The 24,947-nt window shown below is 54.9% G+C and carries 23 protein-coding genes and 1 tRNA gene; 10 read left to right on the plus strand and 14 right to left on the minus strand.

Going from position 1 to position 24,947, the window contains the following annotated elements; all coding sequences use genetic code 11:
• Positions 1-313 precede the first annotated feature (313 nt).
• Both JXO48_09680 and JXO48_09685 read right to left on the minus strand, forming a co-directional pair.
• Positions 314-583: an RNA-binding protein gene (locus tag JXO48_09680; protein MBN2284147.1), complete on the minus strand. Its 270-nt coding sequence runs from the start codon at positions 581-583 to the stop codon at positions 314-316.
• Positions 584-588: 5 nt separating this feature from the next.
• Complete coding sequence (locus JXO48_09685) at positions 589-822, minus strand: hypothetical protein (protein MBN2284148.1); 234 nt, start codon at positions 820-822, stop codon at positions 589-591.
• 459 nt (positions 823-1,281) lie between these two features.
• Between JXO48_09685 and JXO48_09690 the strand changes: the two genes are divergently transcribed.
• On the plus strand, positions 1,282-1,482 hold the full coding sequence (locus JXO48_09690) for a cold-shock protein (protein ID MBN2284149.1): 201 nt from the start codon (positions 1,282-1,284) through the stop codon (positions 1,480-1,482).
• Positions 1,483-1,599: 117 nt separating this feature from the next.
• On the opposite strand, the gene JXO48_09695 is transcribed toward JXO48_09690, so the two are convergent.
• The 3 genes from JXO48_09695 to metF all read right to left on the minus strand — a co-directional run bounded on the left by JXO48_09695 (position 1,600) and on the right by metF (position 3,430).
• On the minus strand, positions 1,600-1,905 hold the full coding sequence (locus tag JXO48_09695; protein MBN2284150.1) for a hypothetical protein: 306 nt from the start codon (positions 1,903-1,905) through the stop codon (positions 1,600-1,602).
• 455 nt (positions 1,906-2,360) lie between these two features.
• Positions 2,361-2,437, minus strand: a tRNA-Arg gene (locus JXO48_09700).
• Positions 2,438-2,554: 117 nt separating this feature from the next.
• The gene (metF, locus tag JXO48_09705; protein MBN2284151.1) at positions 2,555-3,430 is read right to left on the minus strand and encodes a methylenetetrahydrofolate reductase [NAD(P)H]; all 876 of its coding nucleotides are present in this window, start codon (positions 3,428-3,430) and stop codon (positions 2,555-2,557) included.
• A 144-nt stretch (positions 3,431-3,574) separates the two neighbouring features.
• Here metF and JXO48_09710 point away from each other — a divergent pair, with 144 nt between their 5' ends.
• Together JXO48_09710 and JXO48_09715 are read left to right on the plus strand one after the other, a co-directional pair.
• Positions 3,575-5,407, plus strand: coding sequence for a LysM peptidoglycan-binding domain-containing protein (locus JXO48_09710; GenBank protein ID MBN2284152.1), 1,833 nt, complete (start codon positions 3,575-3,577; stop codon positions 5,405-5,407).
• Positions 5,408-5,476: 69 nt separating this feature from the next.
• Positions 5,477-6,193, plus strand: coding sequence for an enoyl-CoA hydratase/isomerase family protein (locus JXO48_09715; GenBank protein ID MBN2284153.1), 717 nt, complete (start codon positions 5,477-5,479; stop codon positions 6,191-6,193).
• Positions 6,194-6,202: 9 nt separating this feature from the next.
• Here JXO48_09715 and larB read toward each other — a convergent pair whose 3' ends face one another.
• From larB to hrpA, 4 genes are all read right to left on the minus strand, one after another.
• On the minus strand, positions 6,203-6,952 hold the full coding sequence (larB, locus tag JXO48_09720) for a nickel pincer cofactor biosynthesis protein LarB (GenBank protein MBN2284154.1): 750 nt from the start codon (positions 6,950-6,952) through the stop codon (positions 6,203-6,205).
• Positions 6,949-7,761: an ATP-dependent sacrificial sulfur transferase LarE gene (larE, locus tag JXO48_09725; GenBank protein MBN2284155.1), complete on the minus strand. Its 813-nt coding sequence runs from the start codon at positions 7,759-7,761 to the stop codon at positions 6,949-6,951. Before larE ends, larB begins: the two co-directional genes overlap by 4 nt.
• A 23-nt stretch (positions 7,762-7,784) precedes the next feature.
• Positions 7,785-8,957 (minus strand): nickel pincer cofactor biosynthesis protein LarC, encoded by a 1,173-nt coding sequence (gene larC / locus JXO48_09730; protein MBN2284156.1) that lies wholly within the window; start codon positions 8,955-8,957, stop codon positions 7,785-7,787.
• A 68-nt stretch (positions 8,958-9,025) separates the two neighbouring features.
• Complete coding sequence (hrpA, locus tag JXO48_09735; GenBank protein ID MBN2284157.1) at positions 9,026-12,907, minus strand: ATP-dependent RNA helicase HrpA; 3,882 nt, start codon at positions 12,905-12,907, stop codon at positions 9,026-9,028.
• A 288-nt stretch (positions 12,908-13,195) separates the two neighbouring features.
• Here hrpA and JXO48_09740 point away from each other — a divergent pair, with 288 nt between their 5' ends.
• The 7 genes from JXO48_09740 (at position 13,196) to JXO48_09770 (ending at position 19,730) form a co-directional block, all read left to right on the plus strand.
• Positions 13,196-13,516, plus strand: a complete 321-nt coding sequence (locus tag JXO48_09740; GenBank protein MBN2284158.1) for a Rho termination factor N-terminal domain-containing protein — start codon at positions 13,196-13,198, stop codon at positions 13,514-13,516.
• Between the two features lie 24 nt (positions 13,517-13,540).
• The gene (locus JXO48_09745; protein ID MBN2284159.1) at positions 13,541-14,191 is read left to right on the plus strand and encodes a CBS domain-containing protein; all 651 of its coding nucleotides are present in this window, start codon (positions 13,541-13,543) and stop codon (positions 14,189-14,191) included.
• A gap of 138 nt (positions 14,192-14,329) precedes the next feature.
• Entirely contained in the window at positions 14,330-16,402 is a 2,073-nt protein-coding gene (locus tag JXO48_09750) for a cache domain-containing protein (protein ID MBN2284160.1), read from the plus strand.
• Positions 16,399-17,739, plus strand: a complete 1,341-nt coding sequence (locus tag JXO48_09755) for a sigma-54-dependent Fis family transcriptional regulator (GenBank protein MBN2284161.1) — start codon at positions 16,399-16,401, stop codon at positions 17,737-17,739. Before JXO48_09750 ends, JXO48_09755 begins: the two co-directional genes overlap by 4 nt.
• Before the next feature lie 39 nt (positions 17,740-17,778).
• Positions 17,779-17,988 carry a hypothetical protein gene (locus JXO48_09760; protein ID MBN2284162.1) on the plus strand — a complete coding sequence of 70 codons (210 nt, stop codon included), beginning with the start codon at positions 17,779-17,781 and terminating at the stop codon, positions 17,986-17,988.
• 256 nt (positions 17,989-18,244) lie between these two features.
• The gene (locus JXO48_09765; GenBank protein ID MBN2284163.1) at positions 18,245-18,631 is read left to right on the plus strand and encodes a response regulator; all 387 of its coding nucleotides are present in this window, start codon (positions 18,245-18,247) and stop codon (positions 18,629-18,631) included.
• A 4-nt stretch (positions 18,632-18,635) separates the two neighbouring features.
• On the plus strand, positions 18,636-19,730 hold the full coding sequence (locus JXO48_09770) for a hybrid sensor histidine kinase/response regulator (protein ID MBN2284164.1): 1,095 nt from the start codon (positions 18,636-18,638) through the stop codon (positions 19,728-19,730).
• 73 nt (positions 19,731-19,803) lie between these two features.
• Here the strand turns inward: JXO48_09770 and JXO48_09775 are convergent, their stop codons facing one another.
• From JXO48_09775 to fdhF, 5 genes are all read right to left on the minus strand, one after another.
• Positions 19,804-19,947, minus strand: coding sequence for a hypothetical protein (locus tag JXO48_09775; GenBank protein MBN2284165.1), 144 nt, complete (start codon positions 19,945-19,947; stop codon positions 19,804-19,806).
• A gap of 16 nt (positions 19,948-19,963) precedes the next feature.
• Positions 19,964-20,434, minus strand: coding sequence for a hypothetical protein (locus tag JXO48_09780; GenBank protein MBN2284166.1), 471 nt, complete (start codon positions 20,432-20,434; stop codon positions 19,964-19,966).
• A 9-nt stretch (positions 20,435-20,443) separates the two neighbouring features.
• The gene (locus JXO48_09785) at positions 20,444-21,325 is read right to left on the minus strand and encodes a formate/nitrite transporter family protein (protein ID MBN2284167.1); all 882 of its coding nucleotides are present in this window, start codon (positions 21,323-21,325) and stop codon (positions 20,444-20,446) included.
• Between the two features lie 118 nt (positions 21,326-21,443).
• Entirely contained in the window at positions 21,444-21,686 is a 243-nt protein-coding gene (locus JXO48_09790) for a hypothetical protein (GenBank protein ID MBN2284168.1), read from the minus strand.
• 30 nt (positions 21,687-21,716) lie between these two features.
• Entirely contained in the window at positions 21,717-24,410 is a 2,694-nt protein-coding gene (gene fdhF / locus JXO48_09795) for a formate dehydrogenase subunit alpha (GenBank protein MBN2284169.1), read from the minus strand.
• Positions 24,411-24,947: the final 537 nt, after the last annotated feature.

The following is a 24,947-nucleotide window of genomic DNA, read 5'->3' on the forward strand; positions in this document are numbered from 1 at the left end:
ATTACGGCGAGTAAACCGAATGTGTAATCTGAAGCATGATTGGGTCATGATCAGGACAAAGAATAAACAGAAATGAACGGTGCATGAAATTCCCTCTTCTTATCGTATCTTTAAACTAATCTTCGTTATCGATACAAACGATCGCAGGGTAAAATGATGAGAAGAAAAGGCAAAGCAACATACAAACACCCTTTAAGGTAAGCTGCCTTCATAGTGACCTGAGAATCACGTTGCCTCGGCCATGCCACTACTTTTGGTATGAACGGGTCGTCAAGTTATACAGTTGAGAGTGATTTGTGGCGGTTTTACGCGACTAAAATCGCCTGCCGCCTCCGTGTTTTGATCTGCTTTTAGGAGGGCGTGCCACATCCACCCTTAAATTACGTCCCTTGAAGTCCTTGCTGTCTAATTCTTTCTTCGCCTTTTCAGCTTCAGCCTGATTCTCCATTTCAACAAATCCGAATCCTTTTCCCTCGATCACGTTTACCTGCTTCACCTCACCATAAGCGGAGAACAGGGTCTTTAGATCATCACTGGTAGCTGACATAACGAGATTCCCTACATAGAGTTTGCTGCCTTGCATGGTAATCACCCTTCCTTTTCAAAGTCTTTTGAATTAATGTTTTCCTCACCGTCCCGATCAGGCAGCAGTTGAGGACCCGGTTGAACACTGATGATATCGGAAGCTTCTTCCGATCCCCCTGCTTCGGTTTCACCCCTCAGTTTCTTTGCCTCCATGCGGCGTGCTCTTTTTTCTTCCTGCTTTGCTTTGCGCGCCTTTTCTCTCTCACGTTTGTGGAACGTATACCTTGATTTTGCCATTGGTTATTCCTTAACACCTTAACGGCTATTTTTAGTCGAAACCCTTTTCCCTGAAGAAAATGAATCACAACCGACAGTAAAATAAAAACCGCCATGACCCTAAAGTGCATGGCGGTTACTGTGTGCGCTTTAAATGCCCTTATCAGACTTTCGTGTTCCGGGGGTCATGCCCGCTCGGAATACATTATGAATACATTCATTATAGCCTCACCTCTATGGAAAGTCAATTGAATTAAATCCATGCGCATTTTACAGATGATTGGGTCAGTATCAAAAAATCATACTCTTTATTCCTTGACTTTCCGTAGATGATATGAAATAAGGTGTCAAGAAGTTGGATAGAGACATTTTGCAGTGCAAAACAAGCCACCATGTCTTTTCTAAAGTCGCGGTGGCTTTTTTCTTTCTCTCATAATGGGTAGTCCGACTTTTAAAATCAAGGAAAGGAGGATGCCTACTATGCCAGAAGGTAAAGTCAAATGGTTTAATGAGCGAAAAGGCTTTGGATTCATTGAAACTGATGACGGCAAGGATGTTTTTGTACATCATAGCGCCATTCAGGTCGCGGGATTCAGGAGTCTGCAAGAGGGTCAAAGCGTGACGTTTGATGTGGTCCAGGGTCAGAAAGGCCCGTCTGCGGAGAACGTAAAGCCCGTCTAAGAGGTATGAGAAAGGCACTTCTCGATGTATCAGCATTCCGCGGAGTGCCTTTTTTATTACATTTTATTCCATGTGTAATGCATACGTGAAAAAGAGCAAGACCAAAGGTAACATTGATTACGTTTTTGTTGTTACCTTCATTCCCCTTGACCATCCAGACTGATCTGTCCGTATATTCCTGCATGTTTTACTATATTCAAACTTGAAAACGATCTCCCCTTGGTTATCTCCCTCTTTTTCCACTCTGTATCCTTTTATGATTCCCCCATAAAAAGAACGTTCCGTTCTCTTTCTGTGGAAATATATTTTACTGCCAACCAGTTCCCTGGCTTTCTCTTCATTGAGTTTCCAATAACCGTTTTCCCATAGATCATCGGGCAGCTTGGTAAAATTTCTCATTGCTTCGATTAAATGTATTTCCACGTTCCAGACTCCTTGTGATGAACATGTTAATGATTGTTCTACTGTTACTTCTTTACTTTCCTGAAATGAAAAACCCCGTCTCATCGTAATGGACAGGGTTGGGAGATTCCTACTCCGGTTCCCCACAGGGGAATTAAGACCGTTCAATTCCGGGAAATGTCGATCACTTTGACTTACCTGCTACGGTAACCCCTCTCAAAAGGTTCTGTCAAGACCTATTATGGAATTATAAACAAAGAATAGATATGATGCCGATATCTTTGACCGAAGCAGGGCACTATTTTTATATACAATTGTTTGAGAATAAAAAAGAATAAATAGAATATCTGGCGACTCGACCTGCCGCGGAATGTTACCGCGCCGCGTCAGCACCCACTGGTGAATTTTCCGTATAAGTAAAGCACACAAAAGAGAATCGGGGGTTCACGGAATTTCCGTAAACCCCCGATTTCACTTGGAGGGCGATATGGGATTCGAACCCATGACCTCTGGCTCCGGAGGCCAACGCTCTATCCAACTGAGCTAATCGCCCTCGAACCTCTGGTTGTTACGATGCTCCCGGGTTTCGGAGTCCGGGAGGGTGGATTGAGAAAACCGGTTTCTCCTTACTATGGGTGCCTATAATATTCAATATATTTCTTCGTGACCCTCAGCCTTCTCTCGGAAGTTGGATTTCTCTCAGAATTTCAAGCACATGGTCGCTCTTGTTCATGCTGTAGAAGTGGAGGCCGGCAATATCGCTGGCCAGGAGGTCCTCGCTCTGGCGGATGGCGAACTCGATACCGTATTTCTGAACTTCTTCGTCCTTTTCGCTGACCTTGTCAAGTTTATCATGCAGGGATGGAGGTATTTTCGCCCCGCAGAGTGCTGCCATTCGCTGTATCTGCCGATAATTGAAGATGGGAAATATGCCCGTTATGATGGGAACCCTGATCCCCCGCGCATGGGCGCCGTCACGGAACCGGTAAATGTGTTTGTTATCGAAACATATCTGGGTGATGATGAAATGGGCGCCCGCGTCGACCTTTTTCTTGAGGTTGTCGAGATCAACCTCAAGGCTCGGTGCCTCGATGTGTCCTTCGGGATACCCGGCAACGCCGATGGAAAAGTCACCCCTGGTATGTATGAATTCGACCAGTTCACTGGCGTAGCCGAACCCGCCCGGCGCTCTCCTGAATGCTTCCTCGTCCTTCGGCGGGTCTCCCCGCAGGGCAAGGATGTTCTCGATGTTGTGGGCGCTCAACTCTTCGATGACCCGGGCGATGTCATCCCTCGATGACTGGACACAGGTGAGATGCGCCAGGACCTCCTGATCGAATTCGTTCTTCACTTTCGAGGCGATCTCGACGGTCTTCTCCCTGGTTCCTCCGCCAGCGCCGTAGGTGACGGATACGAAAACCGGCCTTTGCAGGATCAGTTCCCTGATGGCGGTGTACAGATTTTCAAGGTTTCCATCCCGTTTCGGCGGAAAGAACTCAAAGGAGAGACTGAACTTTTCCCGTTCCAGTATGTCCCGGATCTTCATGTTCCATATCCCTTCTGAAGTGTGACCGATACATGTCATTCCCGGCGTTTCTTGTCAATCCCTTTTCTGAACCGACGGGGTTGTAAATGTGGGGTAAAGCTGGTAGACTCCGACATCAAAAAGGGTGGCCACGCAGGATCCGGCATGCGAACGAACAGGGCGATAACTTTTATTCTGATGATCATCATCTCTGTTCTTTTCGTGTCTCCCGCCTTCGCCGGCGTTACCATACGAGCTGTCCGCCACTGGACCGCCCCTGATTACACACGGGTCGTCGTCGATACGAGCGACGAGGCACGATATTCGGTCACGGAAACAAAAGGGATACTTGTCATCGATGTCCCGGATGCCTCCTGTTCCCCCTCAGTGCCCCTCCGATACGAACTCGACAAGCCCGCCGTCCGGGAAATACAGCTCACAACACTGAAACCCCGGGGGATGCGTATTTCCATCACCGTCGGTGACAGGGTGGAGAACACCGTTTTCGCCCTGGGAAAGATACTGGACAAGCCTCACCGCATCGTCATCGATGTGAAGCTTCCCGACGTGGAGAAGCGTGAGAGCGAGGAGCGGCAGCGGGTCAAGACACTGAAAAAGAAACGGGTCGTCATGATCGATCCGGGTCACGGCGGTGAGGACCCGGGCGCGGTAGGGCGGCGCAGGACCTATGAAAAGGATGTCGTCCTGTCTATCTCGAAACGGCTTCGGAACATTCTGAACAAGCGGGGCTACGAGACCTTCCTGACGCGGGACGGTGATTATTACGTCTCTTTCAGCAAGCGGCTTCAGATGGCGCGGGAGTATGGCGCAGACCTTTTTATCAGTGTCCATGCCGACGCATGCAGGAACCGGGGTGCACGGGGGGCGTCGGTGTACTGCCTGTCGACGAAGGGAGCCAGCAGCGAGGCGGCGAAGTTGCTTGCGCAAAGTCAGAACCTGTCCGATATCATCGGTGGTGCCGAGAACGATCAGAACAATGGGGAATCGAATACGATTACCCTGAACATGCTCCAGACGGAAACGATCAACCGGTCCAAGGAATTCGGCGTCGGCGCCCTGAAGGACCTCGAGCGCATCAACCGGTTGAAGTTCAAGAAAATTCAGGAAGCTCCTTTCAGGGTCCTGAAGCTTCCTGACATTCCCTCCGTCCTGGTAGAGACCGCCTACATCTCCAATGCCCGGGAGGAGGTGATGCTCCGTGATCCCGCGTACCAGGCCGATGTGGCCTGGGCCCTGGCATCGGCGGTCAATAATTTTCTTCCTCTTCCCTCCACGGCGGATGCGGAATGGACCGACCGTGCTTCGCAACCGGCTTCGACATACCCGAAGGGTGAGACCTTCTATCTCGAGTATGTCGTGAAACGCGGTGACACCCTCCAGTCCATAGCACGGGAACAGGGGGCCACCGTCGATGCGCTCATGAATGCCAACGACATCAGGTCGAAAAACCGCATCTACGTGGGACAGAAGATCAAGATCCCCGCGGCGCTTCCCGCCGGTATATACACGGTCAGGAAGGGGGACACGCTCGCGTCGATCGCCCGGAGGAATGGAACAACGATAAACACGCTGCTTCAGCTCAATGATCTCAGATCGCGAAACCGCATCTATGTGGGACAGAAGCTGAAAGTCCCCGGTCCGGCCGCGGGTGCCGCATCACCTGCAATTCCGGAAGTCCACGTCGTCAGGAAGGGCGACACGCTGGGGGCTATCGCCCGTCGATACGGGATGTCCGTGGACACCCTGATGAGGAACAATGATATACCGTCGGAAGACCGTATTTATGTGGGGCAGAAACTGTATATGTATATGCAGGGGCGTCCGCACAAGATGTCAACCTATTATGTGGTAAGAAAAGGCGATACGCTGGCGGAGATCGCCCGGGCACGGGGCACCACGGTGTCCGCCGTCATGCAGGCAAATCATCTCAAATCAAAAAACCGCATCTACGTGGGTCAGAAGCTGGTTCTTCCCTGAAATTCCTGCAGTGGAAAGGGACAGGTACGCGCGGCAGAGATCGGTGAAGAAAGAGGAGGAACGAAAGGAATGAGCATCGTCGAATGGAAAAAGGATGATACGGTTGCGATCATGACCATGAATAACGGTGAGAACAGGCATAACCCCGGTTTCGTGGCCGCAGTGCTGAAAACGCTGGACGAGATCGAGCGGGACGAATCAATCTACGCCGTGGTCCTGGCGTCAAGTGATGAAAAGAACTGGTCGCTGGGGATCGACCTTGAGTGGATCGGCGGCGCCATGGAGAAGAACCGCCTCCGGGAGATAAAGAACTTCATGTACGGTTTAAATGAAATGTTCCGGAGGATCCTCTACTTTCCCATGCCCGTCATCGCGGCCATCAACGGTCATGCCTTCGGTGACGGGACGCTGCTCGCCTGCGCCTGTGATTTCAGGTTCATGCGGTCCGACCGGGGATACTTCTGTTTTCCCGAAGTGGATATCAGTATTCCCTTTCTGCCCGCCATGCTTGCCATCGTGAAGAAGGCGATACCTTACTACGAAGCCCAGTACCTGATCCTGAGTGGAAAACGGGCGACGGCGCCCGAGCTCGAGGAAAATCATGTTATCGTAAAAGCCTGTGCCGATGGGGAGGAACTCATGAGAGAATCCCTGTCCTTCGCGAGATCGTTCACCAAGAAGCGGGCCATCTTCGAACAGCACAAAAAACGGCTTCACAAGGGAATCGTGGAGATAATGGAGAAAGAGGACCCGGAATACATCGAGCCCCTCAATCTGATGGTTTGAAAGGAGGGATCACGGAAGGCGGCTTATGATGCTCGCCGCGTATCCCGCTCCGAAGCCGTTATCGATATTGACGACACACACGCCGGCGGCACAACTGTTGAGCATCGCGAGCAATGCCGCCAGTCCTTCGAAGCTTGCGCCGTATCCGACACTGGTGGGAACGGCGATGACGGGCTTGTCGACGAGACCGCCGATAACGCTTGGAAGGGCCCCTTCCATGCCGGCAACGACGATGATCACCCGGGCGTCGCGGATGATGGAAAGCTTGTCCATCAGGCGATGGATCCCGGCCACCCCGACGTCGGTGATGCGCTCAACACGGTTCCCGAGGATCTCAGCGGTAACGGCCGCCTCCTCGGCCACGGGAATGTCCGCCGTCCCCGCCGTTACGACGGCGATGTAGCCCGTTCCCGCCGGTGGCTCCTTTCTCCTGATCGTTATCGTCCGGGCCGTTTCGTTATATTCGGCCTCGCCGCACAGGGCGGAAACGGCCTCGTACATTTTCCGGGTAGCCCGTGTGGCAAGAATATTTGAGTCCCCCGTCAGCATGAACCGGACAATCTCGCGGACCTGGTCCACCGTCTTCCCCTCGCAATAGATCGTCTCGGGGTGGCCCACGCGTTCTTCACGATGAGTATCGATCTTCGCAAATCCCAGGTCCTTGTAGAATCCCTCTTTCAGCCGCCGCACCCCCTCGTCGACGGCGAGCGTTCCTTCCCGTATCTCTTCGAGAATCTTCTGCAGGCGATCTTCCTTCATGACGTCCTCGCGATCGTTGACGGTTGACGGCTGTTTCCTTCCGGTTCCGTGGGTTCGAAGCACACCTCCGTGAAGCCGAACTCGCGCAGTGCCCGGGTGATGAGGTCGACCGGCGATGCACCCGACAGGAGTTTCCGGTCCTCGGGTGACGTTTTGATCAGTGCGCATGTGCCCCGGCTTCGGACACGCACCGCCTTGAAACCCATGCCGCGCAGGTACCGTTCCGATCTGTCGATCCGCTTCAGGCCGTCAAGGGAAACCGGCGTCCCCGTGGGGATCCTTGTCATGAGGCAACTGTCGGCCGGCTTGTTCCAGGTTGGCAGGCCGAGGGACCACGAGATGGCCCTCACTTCCTCCTTCGATATCCCGAGTCCGGCAAGGGGGCTCATGATATTCAATTCTTTCAGGGCACGCAGGCCGGGCCGGTCTTTGTGCAGGTCGTCGCTGTTGGTTCCCTCGATGATGCGAAGACCATTTCGGCGGGACGCCTCCTCCTGCAGGGTCAGGAACATTTCCCTCTTGCAGTGATAGCACCTGTCCGGGCCGTTTTCCCAGACGATCGCGGGAACGGCCATCGATATCGTCAGATGTTCAATACTCAGACCCGCGGCTATGTTCTTCGCGTCCCGGATATCCCGGGGTATGACATAGGGAGTTTCGATCGTGACCGCCGTTGCGTCCGTACCCAGGGCGTCCCGGGCGGCCCTGGCGAGCAGGGTGCTGTCGGCGCCCCCCGAAAAAGAGACCAGGCAGGGACCTTCGGCCTGAAGAAGTGACACCAGCCGTTCATATGTCCTTTTCGCGATCATGGCGATTTTTTCATGCCGGCGGATTACGACGGTTCGGGCTTACCGATGGCCTCCAGGATCTCCTGGATGGAGACCCCCTGTTCGTCGGCGAGTTTCCGTACATCTTCAAACTCGGGCTTTGACTTTATGATGTCCTCTCCCCAGAAGGCCCGCTTCACACGCACCGGCCCGAAACAGGTGACCACGGTTATGGTGTCCCGTTTCAGTATCGTCCTTTCGACGGGGAGCTTGCGCACACCGAGGGTCGACGTCTCCCGCAACAGCACCCGGCGGATCTTCTCCTCGTCGCCGGGCGTGCAGAGAACGGACAGGGTCACCGCGGGTCGCGACTTTTTCATGATGATCGGCGTCAGGTACACGTCCCGGGCTCCAGCCGTGAAGAGCCGGTCCATGACGTGATCGTAGAATTCGGGGTTCATGTCGTCGATATTGCATTCCAGCAGGAATGCCGGTTCATGTTCCAGCCCGTCCGCGGCATCGTCCCCGGCTTCTCCCAGCATGACCCGCAGGACGTTCGGTATCTCCGTTTCGCGTGCGCCGACGCCGTAGCCCACCTCCCGTGGTCTGAACCGGACGCGTTCGGTGAATTCGGAGACCGTGGCGGCGAGGATGGCGGCTCCCGTGGGGGTCGTCGCTTCATGAGGAACGGCTCCCGTTCGCATGGGTATCCCCTTGAGGATCTCGACGGTCGCCGGAGCGGGAACGGGAAAAGTCCCGTGGGCCGTTGAGACGAAACCTCCTCCGACCTCGACCGGTGACGCGCAGACACGGTCGACATCAAGGCGGGTAAGACACAGGGCAGCCCCGACGATATCAATGATGGAATCAACGGCGCCGATCTCGTGAAAGTGCACGTCGGCGATATCTTTTCCATGTACCCGCGCTTCCGCACGGGCCAGGATGTGGAATATGGCGAGGCTTCTTTCCCGGACCGGGCCGGGAAGGCCGCTCGCGGTCAGTATCTCTTCTATATCGTGGATCGTTCTCGAATCATGATGCACGCGGGCGTGCACCTCAACCCGGGTGCCGGTGATGTCCCTGCGGCTTTCCTTTCGAATATCGATTTCGTAGCCCGTCAGTTTCAGCGCGTTCAGTCCCTCCAGGAGATAGTCCCGCTCCACGCCCAGGTCGACGAGGGCGCCCAGGTTCATATCACCGCTGATGCCGGCGAAACAATCGTAATAGAGAATTTTCATGGTTTTCGGAACTCCTGCTTCTCCGAGGCGCGGTGTTTGTGTCGCCATGTGTTCGCAGCGGCATTATCTCATATCATCTGTTCTATTTCTTTTATTTTTTCATTGAGGCGCTTTGGTGAAACGGGGTACAGCGTTTTCATCTCGGGCGCGAAGAGGGATATCCGGTATTCTTCAAGCATCCATGAAAGCTCTTCGATGGCGGCCTGTTTTTCCGGCGAGGTGAAAGGCGGGATGGTTTCCATGATGGTTTCCAGATGTTTCGCGTATACCTTCAGTTTTTCCGCTTTTCCCCGATCTTTTTCCAGGTGGTGCATGCCGCGCCGGGCCCTGATGGTTATGCCCTGGAGATAGCGGGGCAGGACGGCGAGCCGTTCCCGACCGTAGCGTTCGGGAAAGTTTTCCGGGACCAGGCGGTCCACGTGGCCCCGCAGTTCCTCGATGAAGCCGCGTACTGCGCGGTTCGCGGCGTTCGCCTGTTCAAGGTCGCTCAGCAGGGTGCGCGTTTCATGATAGGCCCTGAGAACCGGCTCGATCTCCCGCAGCAGTTCCTGTCCCGTCACGAGGATCTCAGGCTGTACGGCACGGGCGTGGGAGAAAAAATCTTCCTGCCTTCTGACGGGCCGGGCGAACAGGATGTCCGTTGTCTGCCGGTACAACATTTCTTCTAAATTCCCGGGGCCGCCGAAGTACTGCGCCGGTTTCTTCATTTCCGCCGGAAGCGTGAGAGAGCGGCGTAGATGCCTGAGCTCCTTCGCAAAGTGAAGCCGATACAAGGCCGCGACACCGGCCGCATGGGATGATTCGGCCCGGTCCCTGCTTTCAAAAAGCCGCAGGTTGACCCGATCGTCTTCGGCCTCCAGGGCTGGGAAGGCCAGATGCCCGGTGTCTCTTTGCCCCGAAACCTCGATCCATTCAGGCAGATCACCGAGATCCCATGTCACGATACCCTCCCGTTCCCACCGTACCCGTGCCTTCCGGAGGGGCCGGGAAGGGCCATGGTCATCCCCGCTCTCCTCGAGGGCGGCGACATTTCTCCCGGCGCGGATCTCTCTTCCACGGTCGTCGATGACGGAAAAACGGATCTTCACATGCTCCGGCAGGTCTTCGACCGGCCATGCCGTCGCGGGGACCTCCACGCCGAAACGTGACCGGATCAGCCGGGCGAGGCTTGCCAGAAGAGAATCACCTGCGGGTTTGATCTCGCTCGCGATGATGTCCACCGTGCGGGGGAGGGGAACGAGCTTCCGCCGATATTCCTTGGGGAGCCCCTTGATGAGGGAGGAAATTTTTTCCTTGAGGAATCCCGGGATCTTCCAATCCACCTCCTCCATATGCTGTTTACGGGCCAGGAATGAAGGCACCTTTACGGTGACACCGTCCTCCTCCGTCCCCGGGGCGAAGCGATATTCACAGGCGAGCTGTTTTCCCTCCAGATCTATTGCATCGGGATACTGGATCAGTTCACTGCCGGGATGGCGCCGCACGACGTCTTCTTCCTGCATGGTAAGGAACGTGTTTCCCCGGTCGGCGACGATCCGTGCAAGGGTTTTCTCGTCGTAAACGACGCCGACCCGCTCTTCATAGAAGGTGGCGAAGTCCTCCGGTGAGACCAGGATATTGCGGCGGCGAAGCTTGTCTTCCATGGCGGCTGCTTTGTCGATCAGTGTGCGGTTATGCTCGAGAAAGGGGAACGAACGGTTCAGGTCGCCGGTGACGAGGGCCTCGCGGATGAAGATCGCCGTCGCTTCCGTTGGGTTGACGGGGCCGTAGGTGACGGTACGCTCGGGGTCGATAACAAGACCGAAAAGCGATATCCGGGCCGTAGCGACGACTTCTCCACGCCCCCTGTCCCATCGGGGGTTCCGGTAGGTCCGGCGGCAGAGCCCGCCGCCGGCCTTTTCGATCCATTCACTCTGCACTGTTGCGACGATCCGGGCAAAGGTACGCGATGTTTCCACGATCTCCGCCGACACGATCCAGGTGCCGGCTCGATTGAACAGGGCGGACCCGGGAAAGATCATGACCTCCTTCCCCTTGGCGGATTGATAGATGTTCTGCTCCTTCTTGACGGCGATGCTCGAAAGATACCCGCTGAGAATGGCCCGGTGGACACACTCGTGCAGGGATTTCGCGGTGCGCCCTGCCGCTGACCGTTCTCTTTTGATTCCCATTTCATCGAGAACGGCGGATATCTGGTCATAGATGTCCCTCCACTCCCTCATTCTCCGGTAGGAGAGAAAGTGCTCCCTGCAGAATTTCCGCATTCGGTTCTGGGTCCTCAGTTCCGCCCATCGCTCGTTGAAGGTCTTCCAGATATTAAGATATGTTATGAAGTCCGATGCCGGATCGGCAAAGGAGGCATGAACGGCATCCGCCGCTTCTGTGTTTTCCAGGGGCCGTTCCCGGGGTTCCTGGATGGAGAGTGCCGATGCGATGATGAGGACCTCATCCACGCACCCCTCTTTTTCCGCTTCGATGATCATTCGTGAGATGCGGGGATCAAGGGGGAACTGCGCCATTCGCTTTCCCGTGGCGGTGAGCCTGACCCTGGCGCCCGCGGTGGTGACGGCACCCAGTTCCTTCAGTATATTGAGACCGTCGCCGATGCTTTTCTGCGACGGGGGGTCGATAAAGGGGAAGTCGGTTATGGCGCCGATGTTCAGGGCCGTCATCCGGAGAATTACTTCCGCAAGGTTCGAGCGGAGGATCTCCGGGGTGGTAAAGGGAGGTCGACCCAGAAAGTCCTCTTCGGAGTACAGGCGGACGCAGACGCCTTTTTGAACCCGCCCGCACCGCCCTCCGCGCTGAACGGCACTGCTTTGCGAGACGGCCTTCACCGGCAGGCGTTTGACCCGGCTGACCGGGTTGTACTCGGATATGCGGGCAAGACCCGTGTCGATGACGTACTGAATTCCGGGGATGGTGATCGATGTTTCGGCCACGTTGGTGGCAACGATTATCTTCCGGTCCCGGCAGGGTGCGAAGACCCGTTGCTGCTCGGCCGTCGAGAGTCGTCCGAAAAGAGGGATCACCGCCGTGTTGAGGTATTTCCTGCCTGCCAGGCGGTCGCAGGTTTCACGGATATCCTGCTCGGTGGGCATGAATATCAGAATATCCCCGGCCCTCGACGTTTTCCTTATTTCGCCCACGGCTGAGACGGCGTGGTCGATGTATGTGACCTCCCCCCGTTCCTCCAGTTCCGGGTCCACGGGCCGGTAACGAACTTCCACGGGAAACATCCGCCCCGACACTTCGATGATGGGGGCATTGTGAAAGGCACGTGAAAACCTTGCGGGGTCTATCGTGGCCGAAGTGATAATCAGTCGCAGATCGCTTCGCTTTGTCAAAAGCCGTTTCAGTATCCCCAGGATGAAGTCGATATTGATGCTCCGCTCGTGTGCTTCGTCGACGATGATGGTGTCGTACGCGTTCAGGAAGGGATCGGCCTGGGTTTCCATGAGAAGGACGCCGTCGGTCATGACCTTGATGCAGTTGAGCGGGTTCGTCCGGTCCTCGAATCGGATCTTGTATCCCACGGACCTGCCCGGCGGTTCGCCCAGTTCCTCGGCGATCCGTCGTGATACGGTAACGGCGGCTATCCTCCGCGGTTGCGTGCAGCCGATCATGCCGTCCCCGCCCCGCCCCGCTTCGAGGCACATCTTGGGGATCTGGGTGGTTTTGCCCGACCCCGTCTCGCCGGTGACGACAATAACGCGGTGGTTTCTTATGGCATTGACTATTTCATTGCGGGCGGCGCTGATCGGAAGGGAATCGGGGTAGGTGGGGCGGGGAAGGTGCTCCTGCCGGTACTTCCTGCGGTCCACCGACCGGCTCACCCGTACTTCAAGCCGGGCGAGCCGGGCCTTGCTGCTCTTCGTTACCCCTTCTTCCCGCAACGCTCTGCCGAGAGTGGTGAGCTCCTTCATCAGGAAGTAGCGGTCGGCACCCATGGAACCGTCGATCCGTGAACGCAGGTTCCGATACCGGGCCTGAAGGGAATCTCTTTCTTCTCTGTTCGTCGTCATCAGTGAAAAATGTCACCATTTCGAATAGTTCAGGTTGATATAGGCGAATCGTGACCGTCTGTCAAGAGTGACCTGTGCTCATTGCCCGTTGAGGGTCTTCCACAGGGGCGCCCCGCCTCCGGGATATTTCAATTTGCTTTTCTCAAACCCCTTTGTTATATTTTCTGCGCAGTTCGCGCTGAGCGTGAGAAAGATAAAAGTGAGGGAAATCAAATGGCTGAAGAGAAACCGTTGGACAAGATGACCGTAAAGGAGCTCAAGGAAGTCGCGCTCGGGATCGAAGAGATACAGGGCGTGAGCGCCATGAAGAAAGAGGAATTGCTGACGGCTATCAAAAAGGCGAGGGGCATACCGATCAAGGTGGAGAAACAGAAGATAGCCACAGTTGTTGAACTGAAAGAAAAAATGAAGATACTCAGGGAGAAGCGGGCGGACCTCCGCGAGAAGGGCGACAAGACAGGAGTCGCACGACTCAGGAGAAGGATCAGCCGGCTTAAAAAACGGACCAGGAGAATGGCCCATACCGCCTCATAACGGGCCGAGATTCGGGGAGGAGCCATGTTTGTTGGAAAGAGAATGACCAGAAACCTCATAACGGTCGACAGGAAGACAAGCATTCTGAAAGCACGGAATCTTTTGCGGGAACACAATATCGATCAGCTCCCCGTTGTGGATGGGAAAAAACTTGTCGGTATCATCACCGATAGTGATATTCGTGAAAATTCGGCCTCGCCGGCGACGACACTTTCGATCCACGAGCTGAACTACCTCCTTTCCCAGATGAAAGTGGAAGATGTGATGACGAAATCCGTTTTCACCGTTACGCCGGGTACCCCGATCGAAGAAGCAGCGCTGATCATCAACGAAAAACGGGTGAACAGCCTGCCCGTCGTTGCCGGTGATGAGCTCGTAGGGATCATTACGACCTGCGACCTGCTCTATGTGCTCGTTGATTTCATGGGCGTCGGCATGCCCAGTTCACGCATAGAAATGAAACTCTCCAGCAACATGGGTGAGATCGGAAAAGTGGCGGGTATCGTTAACAGCAAGGGACGCACCATACTGTCCATCATTTCAACTATTGACAGGAAATCACCCGATTCACGGACCACCCTGATCAGGGTCGACACGGAAAACCCGGAAGAGTTGTGCAGGGAACTTGAGACGGCCGGCTACCAGTGTGCCAGCGAATATCGGATCATCAAATAACCGGGAACCGGCCGGATGGAGGAACTGGTAGAGGGGGGCGGAGGTTGCTGCCATAATCCGCTCCCCTCTTTGGTATGAAGAGGAAGCGCAGCATGGGGCTGCCGGTTCTCGGGGCTGCGGCGGATTTGTTCGAATGCCATGGGATATATAAAACATATCATTTCGATGCTCTTCAGCATTGATATTCGGAGCCGGCTCATTGTCGGGTTCCTGGTGGCGACCTGCCTGACCGGAATGGTGGCCACCGTTGTCGGGATCCGCCTTATCAATGAAAACACCATCCGGGAGGCCCAACGGAAAGTACAGCAGGACATCAACACGGCGAGGCTCATATTCAATTACAATATGGATCGCCTGAGATCACAGGTTCAGTGTATCAGCCAGAGCTGTTCTTTCCAGGATGATCTCTATACAAAAAAGGATGTGTCCGCGGAAAATCTCAAGGCATCGATCAAATCGGCGGTCTCATTGCCCGAGCGGTGTTCCTGCCTTGATATGCTCACCCTCGTGGATGCCGGTGGTACCGTCGTGTTCAGGGGATCGAATCCCGCTGCCGTCGGCGACAACATGCTCTGGGACACCGTGGTGAGAAAATGCCTGCAGGAAGGGAAGGTTCAATCGGCCCCGGAACTGATACCCGTTTCGCTGATCCTGCTGGAAAATCCCGATCTGTCGGAACGGGTCGATACCCCGATCATTCAGACACCTCAGTCCGTGGAACTCGCTCCTGAAAGACTCCCGGATGGCATGGTCCTGCGGGTAGCCCATCCCTTGTTCAACGGGAAGGGTGACCTCATAGGCGCCCTGGTGGGCGGGACTCTTCTGAACAAGGACTACACGATCGTCGACAAGATCAGGGAAACCGTCTATCACGACGAAACCTACCGCGGGCTCGACGTGGGATTCGCGACGATCTTCCAGGGAAGTGTCCGCATATCGACGAACGTCATGAACGAAAACAACGAGCGGGCCATCGGAACGATCGTATCCCGGGAAGTTTACGATAAGGTGATAACCCGCGGTGAGGATTGGATCGGAAGGGCCTTCGTCGTTGATGACTGGTACCTCAGTTCCTATTCTCCGATATACGATATGAACAGGAACATCATCGGCATGCTTTATACGGGTATCCTCGAGGCAAAATACCGGGACATGAAGCTGATAACCATGATGATCTTTCTCGGTATCACCTTCGCGGGCATGATCATAGCGTTCTTCATTTCCTATTTCTTCGGTCATTCCATCATTCAGCGGATCCAGGTCTTGAAGGGAGCGACCGACCGGATCGCTTCGGGCGATCTTAATTACCAACTGCCGAGGGGAAAGTTCTCCGGCTTCGACATTCTTGATGATGCCTTTGATAATATGGCCAGGTCCCTTCGTGACCGTGACGATCGCCTGCAGAAGGTATTCAAACAATTGACGCGGACCGAGCGGCTTGCCGCGCTGGGGCAGATAGCGGCGGGGGTCGCTCATGAGATCAACAATCCCCTCGGGGGCATTCTCCTGTACAGTAACCTTGTCTATGAGGAACTGCCAGAAGCGAACAGGGCCCGCGCGAACATTGAAAAGATCATATATCAGACCAACCGGTGCAAGCAGATAGTCCAGAACCTGCTCGATTTCGCCCGTACGCCGGCGGGTGAGTTGATGCCCTTCAACGTGAATGATGTCATCCAGACATCCCTCGCCCTCGTTGAAGACCAGTCAATGTTCCAGTCCGTCGAGGTGGTGAAGAATCTCGATGGGAACCTTCCCGACATCAAGGGTGACCGTTCCCGCCTGGAACAGGTGTTCCTCAACCTTTTCATCAATGCCGCCGATGCAATGAACGGAAAGGGGACCATCACGATCAGTTCGCAGGTGCTCACGAGATATGCCGGCGACACTGAGGATGTGTCCTTTCACGATGAGAAGATATGCCTTCTGGGCAGCGATCAGACGGTAAAGATCACCATATCGGACACGGGCAGGGGGATCGATAAGGCCTACCTCCCGCATATCTTTGAACCGTTCTTTACAACGAAAGACCCCGGACAGGGAACGGGCCTCGGTCTCTCCATCACTTACGGCATCATCCAGAGCCATGGCGGTTTTATCGACGTGGAGAGCGAACCCGGTGTCGGAACAAGCTTCATCATAGCCCTCCCCGCCTACAGGGAGACCGACCCGTCGGGGAGCCTCACACAGGAAGGAACAACGGACCGTTGAGCGAGAGGAATGTCAGGATACTGATAATCGACGATGAGGAAGCCATTCGAGACGCCTGTACGCAGGTGTTGCGGGCTGAACACAGCATCGACAGTACCGCCGACGGCCCGAGCGGGCTGAAGATGGCCCGGGAAAACGCCTATGACCTGATCCTGCTTGATGTGCGCCTGCCGAAACTTGACGGGATGGAAATCCTGAGGCGCCTGAAGGAGGACGATCGCAGTGAGACGCCGATCATCATCATAACGGGCTTCGGTACGGTGGAGCTTGCTGTGAAGGCCATGCGTCGCGGGGCCTCGGATGTTCTGACAAAACCCTTCAGCGCTCAAGAGCTGAAAAAGGCGGTTGCCAATGCGCTGGAAGGGCGTGAACTGCAGGATAGGGAAGAAGAGCTTGCCGTTCTTGTCGGTGAAAGTGATTACATGAAGGACCTCAAGCGGATGATCAGCCGCATAGCCCGAACGGAGAGCACCGTTCTCATCACCGGTGAAAGCGGTACGGGAAAGGAGCTGGTTGCGCGGACGATCCACGGCCTCAGCAGGCGTCACCGGATGCCCTTCATTCCCGTGGACTGCTCCAGCCTCGTTGAAAGCCTGATGGAAAGTGAACTCTTCGGTCATCTGAAGGGTGCCTTCAGCGGCGCCACTGAAAAAAGGGACGGACGCTTTCAGGCAGCGGACCGGGGAACTCTCTTTCTCGATGAAATTTCGAATATCAGTTATCACGTGCAGGCAAAGCTGCTTCGGGTCATCCAGGAACAGGAAGTCCCCCGCGTGGGAAGCCCGGTGCCGGAAAAAGTGGACGTGCGCCTTGTCGTCGCCTCGAACAGGGATCTCCGGGCGGAAGTTGAGACGGGCAATTTCAGGGAAGATCTCTTCTACCGGATCTCCGTTGTTCCCATCCATGTTGCGCCTCTTCGGGAACACCGGAAAGACGTGATCCCCCTCGCGGAGCATTTCCTGACCCTGTTCAGCAGAAAGCACGGAAGCCCTGTCGGGAAATTGTCGTCGGAGGCCCGCCGTTCCCTCCTGTCATACAGCTGGCCGGGAAATGTCCGGGAACTGCGGAACACGATAGAGCGTCTCTGTGTACTTTGCGATACCGAAACGGTGGACCTGTCGGATATTCTCTATTACGGCCAGCATGAGCACACACCGGTGCCCGTCTTCGATTCCCCGTCGAAGAAAATGACACTTGTAGACGTGGAAAAGAAACACATTGAGAAGGCCCTGTCGCATTTCAACAATCAGATCGGCAAAACGGCCGAATTTCTGGGAATAGACCGTAAGACGCTGCGAACGAAGATACGAAACTACGGTATCGATAGAAAAAAATAGTCATGTCCTCCGGTATGCGTGACAGTTTGAGGTGGCTCGATGAGTATCTATGATGATGAATCCTATCAGTTTCATGATGACGACAGGGCCGATCGTTGCTTTCTCTGCTGCCGGAACAACGGGCAGCTCTTTGTCGTCCGCCACGCGGAAAACCTAAAGATGGTCCATATCTGCGACGAATGCATGGTGAACTGCCCCTCGGACTACATGCTGGACAACACGAAACCCTGGCGGGGGAAGAAGGGGTGAGGCTGAGTGCCTGAGTGTGTATTTCGTGATTCGGGATTCGTGACTCGGGAACCCTAATCCGTAATCCCATAATCCGTAATCCGTAATCCATAATCCGTATCACGGGGTCATCCTCCCCATTGACGGGGAATTCTTCTCCATCTGCTTTCGGCATCTCACCGGAATATTCAGAAATATCTAATCAAAACAAAGCATTATGATGTGGCATCGACTTTGCAATACCAGTTGTCATACATCGATAATGGAGGTGAAGACCATGACAGCGAAAAAGAAAATACTCTTGATCGACGATGACCGGGATTTTCTGATGGCGACCAAACTGATTCTCGAAAAAGGCGGCTATGAGGTCCACCTCGCCGAGGATGGAAAGACAGGTCTGGAAATGGTGGCGTCGGTCGCGCCGGATCTCACGATCACGGACATGATGATGGAAACCTGGGGAGAGGGATTCGCCGTGGTTTCCAAGATCCGCCAGATGAAAGAGGGTAGGGACATGCCCCTGATAGTGCTGAGCGCCGTCGATCTCCAGGGCCCCTATCAGTCCTATGAACCGTCCGATGAATCGCCGAAAGTCGATATGGTGTTGCACAAACCGGTCAAGGCCGATGACCTTTTGAAATTCGCAGCCGAACTTCTGGATTGAGCCTATGACCGAACAAACAAGACATGATCTGATCCTCATCATAGATGATGAGGAATCGATACGGGATGGATGCCGGCAGGCCCTTGAAAAGATGGGTTACTCCGTGATCAGCACCGGTGACGGACAGGAAGGGATCAAACTTGCCCGCGAGAAACAGCCTGATGTGGCCTATGTTGATCTCAAGCTGCCCGGTATATCGGGGATGGACATCATCGAAATTCTCTCGCGGGAACTGCCCGACCTGGTGCTCATCGTTGTCACCGGGTATGCATCGATCGTGTCTGCCGTGGAATCCATGAAAAAGGGTGCCTATGATTACCTGCCGAAACCCTTCACGCCGGACCAACTCAGGGCGGTAACGCGTCGTGCTCTGGAGCATCGCGACCTGAAGGTCGAGGCACTGAAGCTGAAGGAGGAAAAGGAAGAGATACAGCGAAACTTTATAACTTTCGTGAGCCACGAGATGCGCTCGCCCCTCGTCACAATCCAGCAGTACATAGAATCACTGAAGGTCGTCGCCGGAGAATGCCTGGGGGAGCAGGAACGGCAGATCATTGATCGTATCGAGAAACGGATCCAGAACCTCGAGGACCTTGTCGAGCACTGGCTTGATATCAGCAGGATAGAGAAGGGGACACTCATCCAGAAGGAACCCGTCAGTCTCGCCGGGATCATCCAGAGAAGCGTGGATGAAATGATGCCGCTCAGCGAACGGAGGGGTATCGTTCTTCACAGTACGATCCCGCCTGATCTGCCGAAGGTGATCGGCGACGCGGAAAGCCTCATCCGGGTCCTCATCAATATAATCGGAAACGCGACAAAATACACGCCGAGCGGAGGAACCATATCGATCGCCGCCGATCATGACGAGCTGTACGTCACCGTGGCAATCACCGATACGGGTATCGGCATTCCACAGGACAAGATCCCCTTTATTTTTGAGCCCTTCTACCGGGCAAAGGGAAATGAGGATAACTACCGGGGGTCGGGCCTGGGGTTGACCTTCTGCAAACGGATAATGGAAGCGCACCGGGGCATGATAGAGGTGACTTCAAAGGAAGGCGAAGGGTCGACGTTCCTGTTGCGGTTTCCCCGGTAACCCCATGGATGGAGCAGGAAAAAGAAAATGAGGACGGCGGTGTCTGTTTCCGCCGTCCCCTTTTGAGAACAACTCAGGCAAAGGCGGTTGATACTGAGATCAGCAGACCGGCCGCAAAAATGACCGCCCCGAGACCGGCACCACCGGCAGTCGCGATGATGGGTGCAATGCCTAAAAGAAGAAAACCAAAGGCGAAACGTGCCTCTCTTGAGTCCATAGTATCCTCCTTGTTGTCAATCTGTTGTCTTTTCTATGCTGACGGCGGAAATAACCGGGTCTTTCCCTGAAAACAGGTTCTTCATCACGATTCCAAGCACCGCGACCCGGTCACCCACCCTGATATTCTGTTCCGGCGACGTGAACATGATCACCCGAATTCCGGCTGAGCCCTCCCTGAGGTGGAAGTGGGGTCTGTTCAGCCATCGAAAGGTGATCCGTTCCACCCGTCCCGCTGTCCGCAACACCGTTCCGGTCATCCCCCGGTTGATCCGGTCCATCTTGATGAACCGGGCAGTACCGCCGACGTTCTCGGCAGCCCTGACGTAGCTCCTGCGGCTCATCCATGCGAGCGTGAAGGGTATTACGATCAGCATGACGAGACCGGGTATGGCGAAGAGCAGGAACCTCTCATCCCCGGTGGCGTGGTAATGGAGCGCCACCGCCACAGCGCATATGATGAATGTTATCCATGCAAGGGCCGACACGGTATGTTCCTATTCAGTGGGTACTTCCTTTCTGAACATGAGGAAGTAGGCCACGCCGATAAAGAGGAATCCGCCGAAAATGTTACCGATGGTGACGGGAAAGATATTCCACAGCCACACATCCGACCAGCTCAGGCCGCCGTTTGCCGCCAGCAGTCCACCCGTTTTTTCGATAACCGCGGGATACCAGTCGCAGAGAAATTTTCCGGCCGGGAGGAAATACATGTTCGCGACACAGTGCTCGAAACCGGAGGCGACGAAGGCCATGATGGGGAACCAGATGCCGAAGAACTTTCCAATGATGTCATCGGCCGTTATGGCAAGCAGAATGGCGATGTTGACGAGAAAGTTACAGCCGATGGCCTTCATGAAACAGGACCACAGCCCTATTGATCCGACAGCCTTGTACGTGAGAATTTTGCCCGTGGCGATACCGATGGCGGACATTCCAAAGGCGTTGACGGCCATTGTCCCGTCGGCCTGACCAGTGATGAAAGGACCGATGGCCATCAGGTAGGCGTAAAAGAACGAACCGATGACGTTTCCGATATAGACCCACACCCAGTTTCTCAGAACGGAACCCCAGGTGGCGCGTTTCATCATCGCCGCCATGGGAACGATCATACAGTCGCCCGTAAAGAGCTCCATTCCGGTAAGGACGATCGCGATGAGTCCGACGGGGAACACGGCGCCGCCCACCAGCTTGGCTATTCCGGCGCCGAGCACGGCGCCCGTGCCGGTCACGCAAACCGTGCAGAGCGCTCCTCCGATAGCGATATAGGCACCAGCCATAAAGCCGCGGAGCAGAAGTTGAAAGACCGATAACTTTGATTTGTAGACTCCTGCGTTACCGACAAGAGCCACCATTTTTGCCGGGGCATTGAAAGCCATAATGATACCTCCATTTCAATGAATATATAGGACAGTATACGGACACCGCCCACCGCGCTCTTCCATCATCCGTCAGATCCAGTTCGGGATACGGCAGCCCGTGAGCGGAAGCCATTGTTCAACTTGCAAAGGCTTCCTTGACTTCCTTTTTCCAGATGCACAGAAGCTTTCCACCGTGAGACTGGCACTGGACGAGCTCCCATTCACTTTCTCCCTCCTGGTCAAGGATACCCTTGAAGTATTCAAGACCTCCGGGGATGCCGTCGATGACGCAGGAGCCCGATTCATCGCAACTGATTGCATCGGGGGGGATCACGGCGTCAAGATCGATGATACTTGATTTGTACTTCCATCGTGGCATTGCACTACCTCCTCATTGTATTTTCGTACCTCACGCTGCCGCTTCGACCCTGACCGCGCAGACCTTGAATTCCGGTATTTTGCCGATGGGGTCGAGAGCCGGGTTCGTCAGCAGGTTGACGGCGGCCTCTCTGAAATGGAAATTCATGAAGATCGTGCCCGCAGGAGGCCGGTCGATGACCAAGGCCTTCGCGGATACGGTGCCGCGGCGGGATGTGACCTTGACGATGCCACCATCGCTGATGCCGAATTTCAGGGCATCATCGGGATGTATTTCCACAAGGCTCTCAGGGAACCGCTCAACAAGTCCCTCGTTGCGCCGGGTCATGGTTGCCGTGTGGAAATGATAGAGGACGCGGCCGGTGGTAAGGATCAACGGATATTCCGCATCGGGCAGTTCGTCCGACGGCCGGTAGTCTATGGGAGAGAACAACCCGAGACCGCGGGAGAACTTGTCCTTGTGAAGGAACTTCGTGCCGGGGTGATCCGTGTCCGGGCAAGGCCACGGGATCCCTTCTTTTTCGATTCGTTCATAGGTGATACCGCCGTAACTGGGGGTGAGAGCGCGGATCTCTTCCATGATTTCCTGCGAGGAATCATATGTCATGGTGTATCCCATGCGTGTTGCCAGATCGGGAATGATCTCCCAGTCCGCCTTCGCTTCTCCCGGCGCCTCGACGGCCTTTCTGATACGCTGGACCCGCCGTTCCGTGTTCGTGAAGGTGCCATCCTTCTCCGCAAAACACGCAGAGGGCAGGACCACGTCGGCAAGTTCAGCCGTCTCGGTCAGGAAGATATCCTGGACCACCAGGATATCGAGATTTTCCAGTGATTCTCTCACATGTTTCAGGTCGGGATCGCTGAGCATGGGATTCTCCCCCATGATATAAAGCCCCTTCACCTTTCCTTCATGGGCAGCGTTCATTATTTCGACCACTGTTAGTCCTGGATTCAAGGACAGGGGAGCGTTCCATGCCGAACTGAATTTTTTTCTTGCTTCCTCACTGGCGACCTGCTGGTACCCGGTAAAAACATTGGGAAGAGCGCCCATGTCACAGGCCCCCTGGACGTTGTTCTGGCCTCGAAGGGGATTGACACCACCGCTTTCGATCCCCACGTTCCCGCAGAGCATGGCGAGATTGGCGCAGGACTTCACGGCATCGGTTCCGTGTGTATGCTGGGTGAGTCCCATGGCATAGAGGATCGATGCCTTTTCGGCCTTCCCATACAGGCGGGCAGCCTTCCTGATATCGCCGGCGGGCACACCTGAGATCTCTTCGACATATTCGGGGGTGTATTTTTCAATGGTCGCGCGGAATTCGTCGAACCCTTCCGTCCGCTCCCGTATATATTCCTGTGCCTGCAGTTCCTCGGCGATGATGACGTTCATTATGCCGTTCAGAACGGCGACATTTGTTCCCGGCCGGGGCTGGAGGTGGATGCTCGCATACTTCACCAGATCGATACGCCGGGGATCGACGACGATCAGGCTTGCACCCCGTCTCCGGATCGCCCGCTTCACGGCGGAACCGATAACAGGATGATTTTCCGTTGTGTTCGTGCCGATGGCGAGAATTGCGTCGGCATATTCGATCTCTCCGATCGAATTCGTCATTGCTCCGCTTCCGAATGTGGCGGCCAGACCGGCCACCGTTACGGAGTGTCAGAGACGGGCGCAATGGTCGACATTGTTGGTGCCGATCACCGCGCGCATGAATTTCTGGAAGAGATAGTTTTCTTCGTTGGTGCAACGGGCCGATGAAAGACCGGCGATGCTGTCGGGCCCGTATTGTTCCTTGATACCGGAGAACTTTTCCGCGATGAAGCCCAGTGCCTCGTCCCAGCTTGCCTCCTGAAGCTCACCGTCCTTTCTGATGAGTGGTGTCTTCAACCGGTCCGGGCTGGACACGAATTCCATGCCGAACCGGCCCTTGGAGCAGAGCATCCCGAAGTTCGGCTCACCGTGATCGACGTTCGTTGTAACCTTGACGATCCTGCCGTCATGGACGTTCAGGTCGAGCTGGCATCCCACCCCGCAGTATGTACAAGTGGTCCTGACCTTTTCGATTTCCCAGGGGCGTCCCTTGAAACGGGCCTTCTTGTATGTCAGGGCACCGACAGGACAGGCGTCGACGCAGGCACCGCAAAAGACGCAATCGGAGTCTATGTAGTCCTCCCCGAAAGCAGGGCCGACGCTGGCTTTTGAACTGCGCATGGAGAAGTCAAGTACCTCGTGAACCTGGATCTCATTGCAGACACGAACGCACCTGCCGCAAAGGATACATTTGTTCATGTCGCGGCATATCATCGAGTTCGTTTCTTCGATCTCATGCTCAGGCGGCTCGATGTCGAAGCGGGGTTTTTCGATTTCCAGCTGATAGACCAGGTCCTGCAACTCGCAATTTCCGTTCTGTTCGCACTGCAGGCAGTTGTGGTCTCCCGACGACCACAGGAGTTCGACGATCATTTTCCGGGCGTTGAGGACCCGTTCCGTGTTCGTTTTTACGACCATTCCCTTGCTCACGGGCATGGCGCAGGACGCCACGAGCGATCGTGCGTTTTCGACTTCGACCATGCACACCCTGCAGGCGCCCACGTTCGTCGTCCCCTTGAAGTAACAGAGGGTGGGGATATATATGCCGTTCGCTCGTGCCGCTTCAAGAATGGTCTGGCCCGGCGATGCTTCTATCACTTTGCCGTCAATGGTCAAACTGATCGTATCCATTGTTACCTCCTGTCTGTTTAGATATTCCTTTTCTAATTGTCTATCGATAACCCCTGGAGCGGAAGATCGAGATTCTGATCAGGTACAATGGTCCTTTTTTACTGTGGACCCATTGTCGTGGGATTTGTCACATATCATTCACCGCAGGGATTCGAAAATCGATTGTCTTTTTACAACATACTTGATTCGTTATGATAATCGACAAATTGAAGTCAAGGACAAAAACTCCCGGGAATATCGGTTCCCGGTTTCAATAAATGATCATGCCGTCACCTTTCACGTATGCGCCGGCGGCCACAGAGAACCGATGTTCGATTTGCAGAGGTGTGGAAATCTTTTCAGCATCGCGGCTTCTGAAAGTTTATTCAGTGAAGAGTGAGAAGTTTCCTTTTCCGGGCCTCCGGGAAGGGGATACGGTCGATGGCATGTGTCCTTGTAAGTGCTGTCAAAAAACCGTCGGGACCATATCCTATTTCCTACCACTTTTCAAGCGGGAAATAGGGGGATACCAGCCTCCGGTCTTTTCTTTTCATAATG

Source organism: Deltaproteobacteria bacterium (assembly GCA_016933965.1).
Taxonomy (GTDB): domain Bacteria; phylum Desulfobacterota; class Syntrophia; order Syntrophales; family UBA2210; genus JAFGTS01.

Excerpts from the sequence above, each read along its gene's own strand:
- larB (MBN2284154.1), bottom strand. The coding sequence starts at position 6,952 with ATGAAGGAAGATCGCCTGCAGAAGATTCTCGAAGAGATACGGGAAGGA.
- JXO48_09715 (MBN2284153.1), top strand. The coding sequence starts at position 5,477 with ATGAGCATCGTCGAATGGAAAAAGGATGATACGGTTGCGATCATGACC.
- hrpA (MBN2284157.1), bottom strand. The coding sequence starts at position 12,907 with ATGGGTGCCGACCGCTACTTCCTGATGAAGGAGCTCACCACTCTCGGC.
- JXO48_09685 (MBN2284148.1), bottom strand. The coding sequence starts at position 822 with ATGGCAAAATCAAGGTATACGTTCCACAAACGTGAGAGAGAAAAGGCG.
- JXO48_09790 (MBN2284168.1), bottom strand. The coding sequence starts at position 21,686 with ATGCCACGATGGAAGTACAAATCAAGTATCATCGATCTTGACGCCGTG.
- JXO48_09765 (MBN2284163.1), top strand. The coding sequence starts at position 18,245 with ATGACAGCGAAAAAGAAAATACTCTTGATCGACGATGACCGGGATTTT.
- larC (MBN2284156.1), bottom strand. The coding sequence starts at position 8,957 with ATGAAAATTCTCTATTACGATTGTTTCGCCGGCATCAGCGGTGATATG.
- larE (MBN2284155.1), bottom strand. The coding sequence starts at position 7,761 with ATGATCGCGAAAAGGACATATGAACGGCTGGTGTCACTTCTTCAGGCC.
- JXO48_09750 (MBN2284160.1), top strand. The coding sequence starts at position 14,330 with ATGGGATATATAAAACATATCATTTCGATGCTCTTCAGCATTGATATT.
- JXO48_09760 (MBN2284162.1), top strand. The coding sequence starts at position 17,779 with ATGAGTATCTATGATGATGAATCCTATCAGTTTCATGATGACGACAGG.
- JXO48_09775 (MBN2284165.1), bottom strand. The coding sequence starts at position 19,947 with ATGGACTCAAGAGAGGCACGTTTCGCCTTTGGTTTTCTTCTTTTAGGC.
- JXO48_09710 (MBN2284152.1), top strand. The coding sequence starts at position 3,575 with ATGCGAACGAACAGGGCGATAACTTTTATTCTGATGATCATCATCTCT.
- JXO48_09745 (MBN2284159.1), top strand. The coding sequence starts at position 13,541 with ATGTTTGTTGGAAAGAGAATGACCAGAAACCTCATAACGGTCGACAGG.
- JXO48_09740 (MBN2284158.1), top strand. The coding sequence starts at position 13,196 with ATGGCTGAAGAGAAACCGTTGGACAAGATGACCGTAAAGGAGCTCAAG.
- metF (MBN2284151.1), bottom strand. The coding sequence starts at position 3,430 with ATGAAGATCCGGGACATACTGGAACGGGAAAAGTTCAGTCTCTCCTTT.
- JXO48_09770 (MBN2284164.1), top strand. The coding sequence starts at position 18,636 with ATGACCGAACAAACAAGACATGATCTGATCCTCATCATAGATGATGAG.
- JXO48_09680 (MBN2284147.1), bottom strand. The coding sequence starts at position 583 with ATGCAAGGCAGCAAACTCTATGTAGGGAATCTCGTTATGTCAGCTACC.
- JXO48_09690 (MBN2284149.1), top strand. The coding sequence starts at position 1,282 with ATGCCAGAAGGTAAAGTCAAATGGTTTAATGAGCGAAAAGGCTTTGGA.
- JXO48_09785 (MBN2284167.1), bottom strand. The coding sequence starts at position 21,325 with ATGGCTTTCAATGCCCCGGCAAAAATGGTGGCTCTTGTCGGTAACGCA.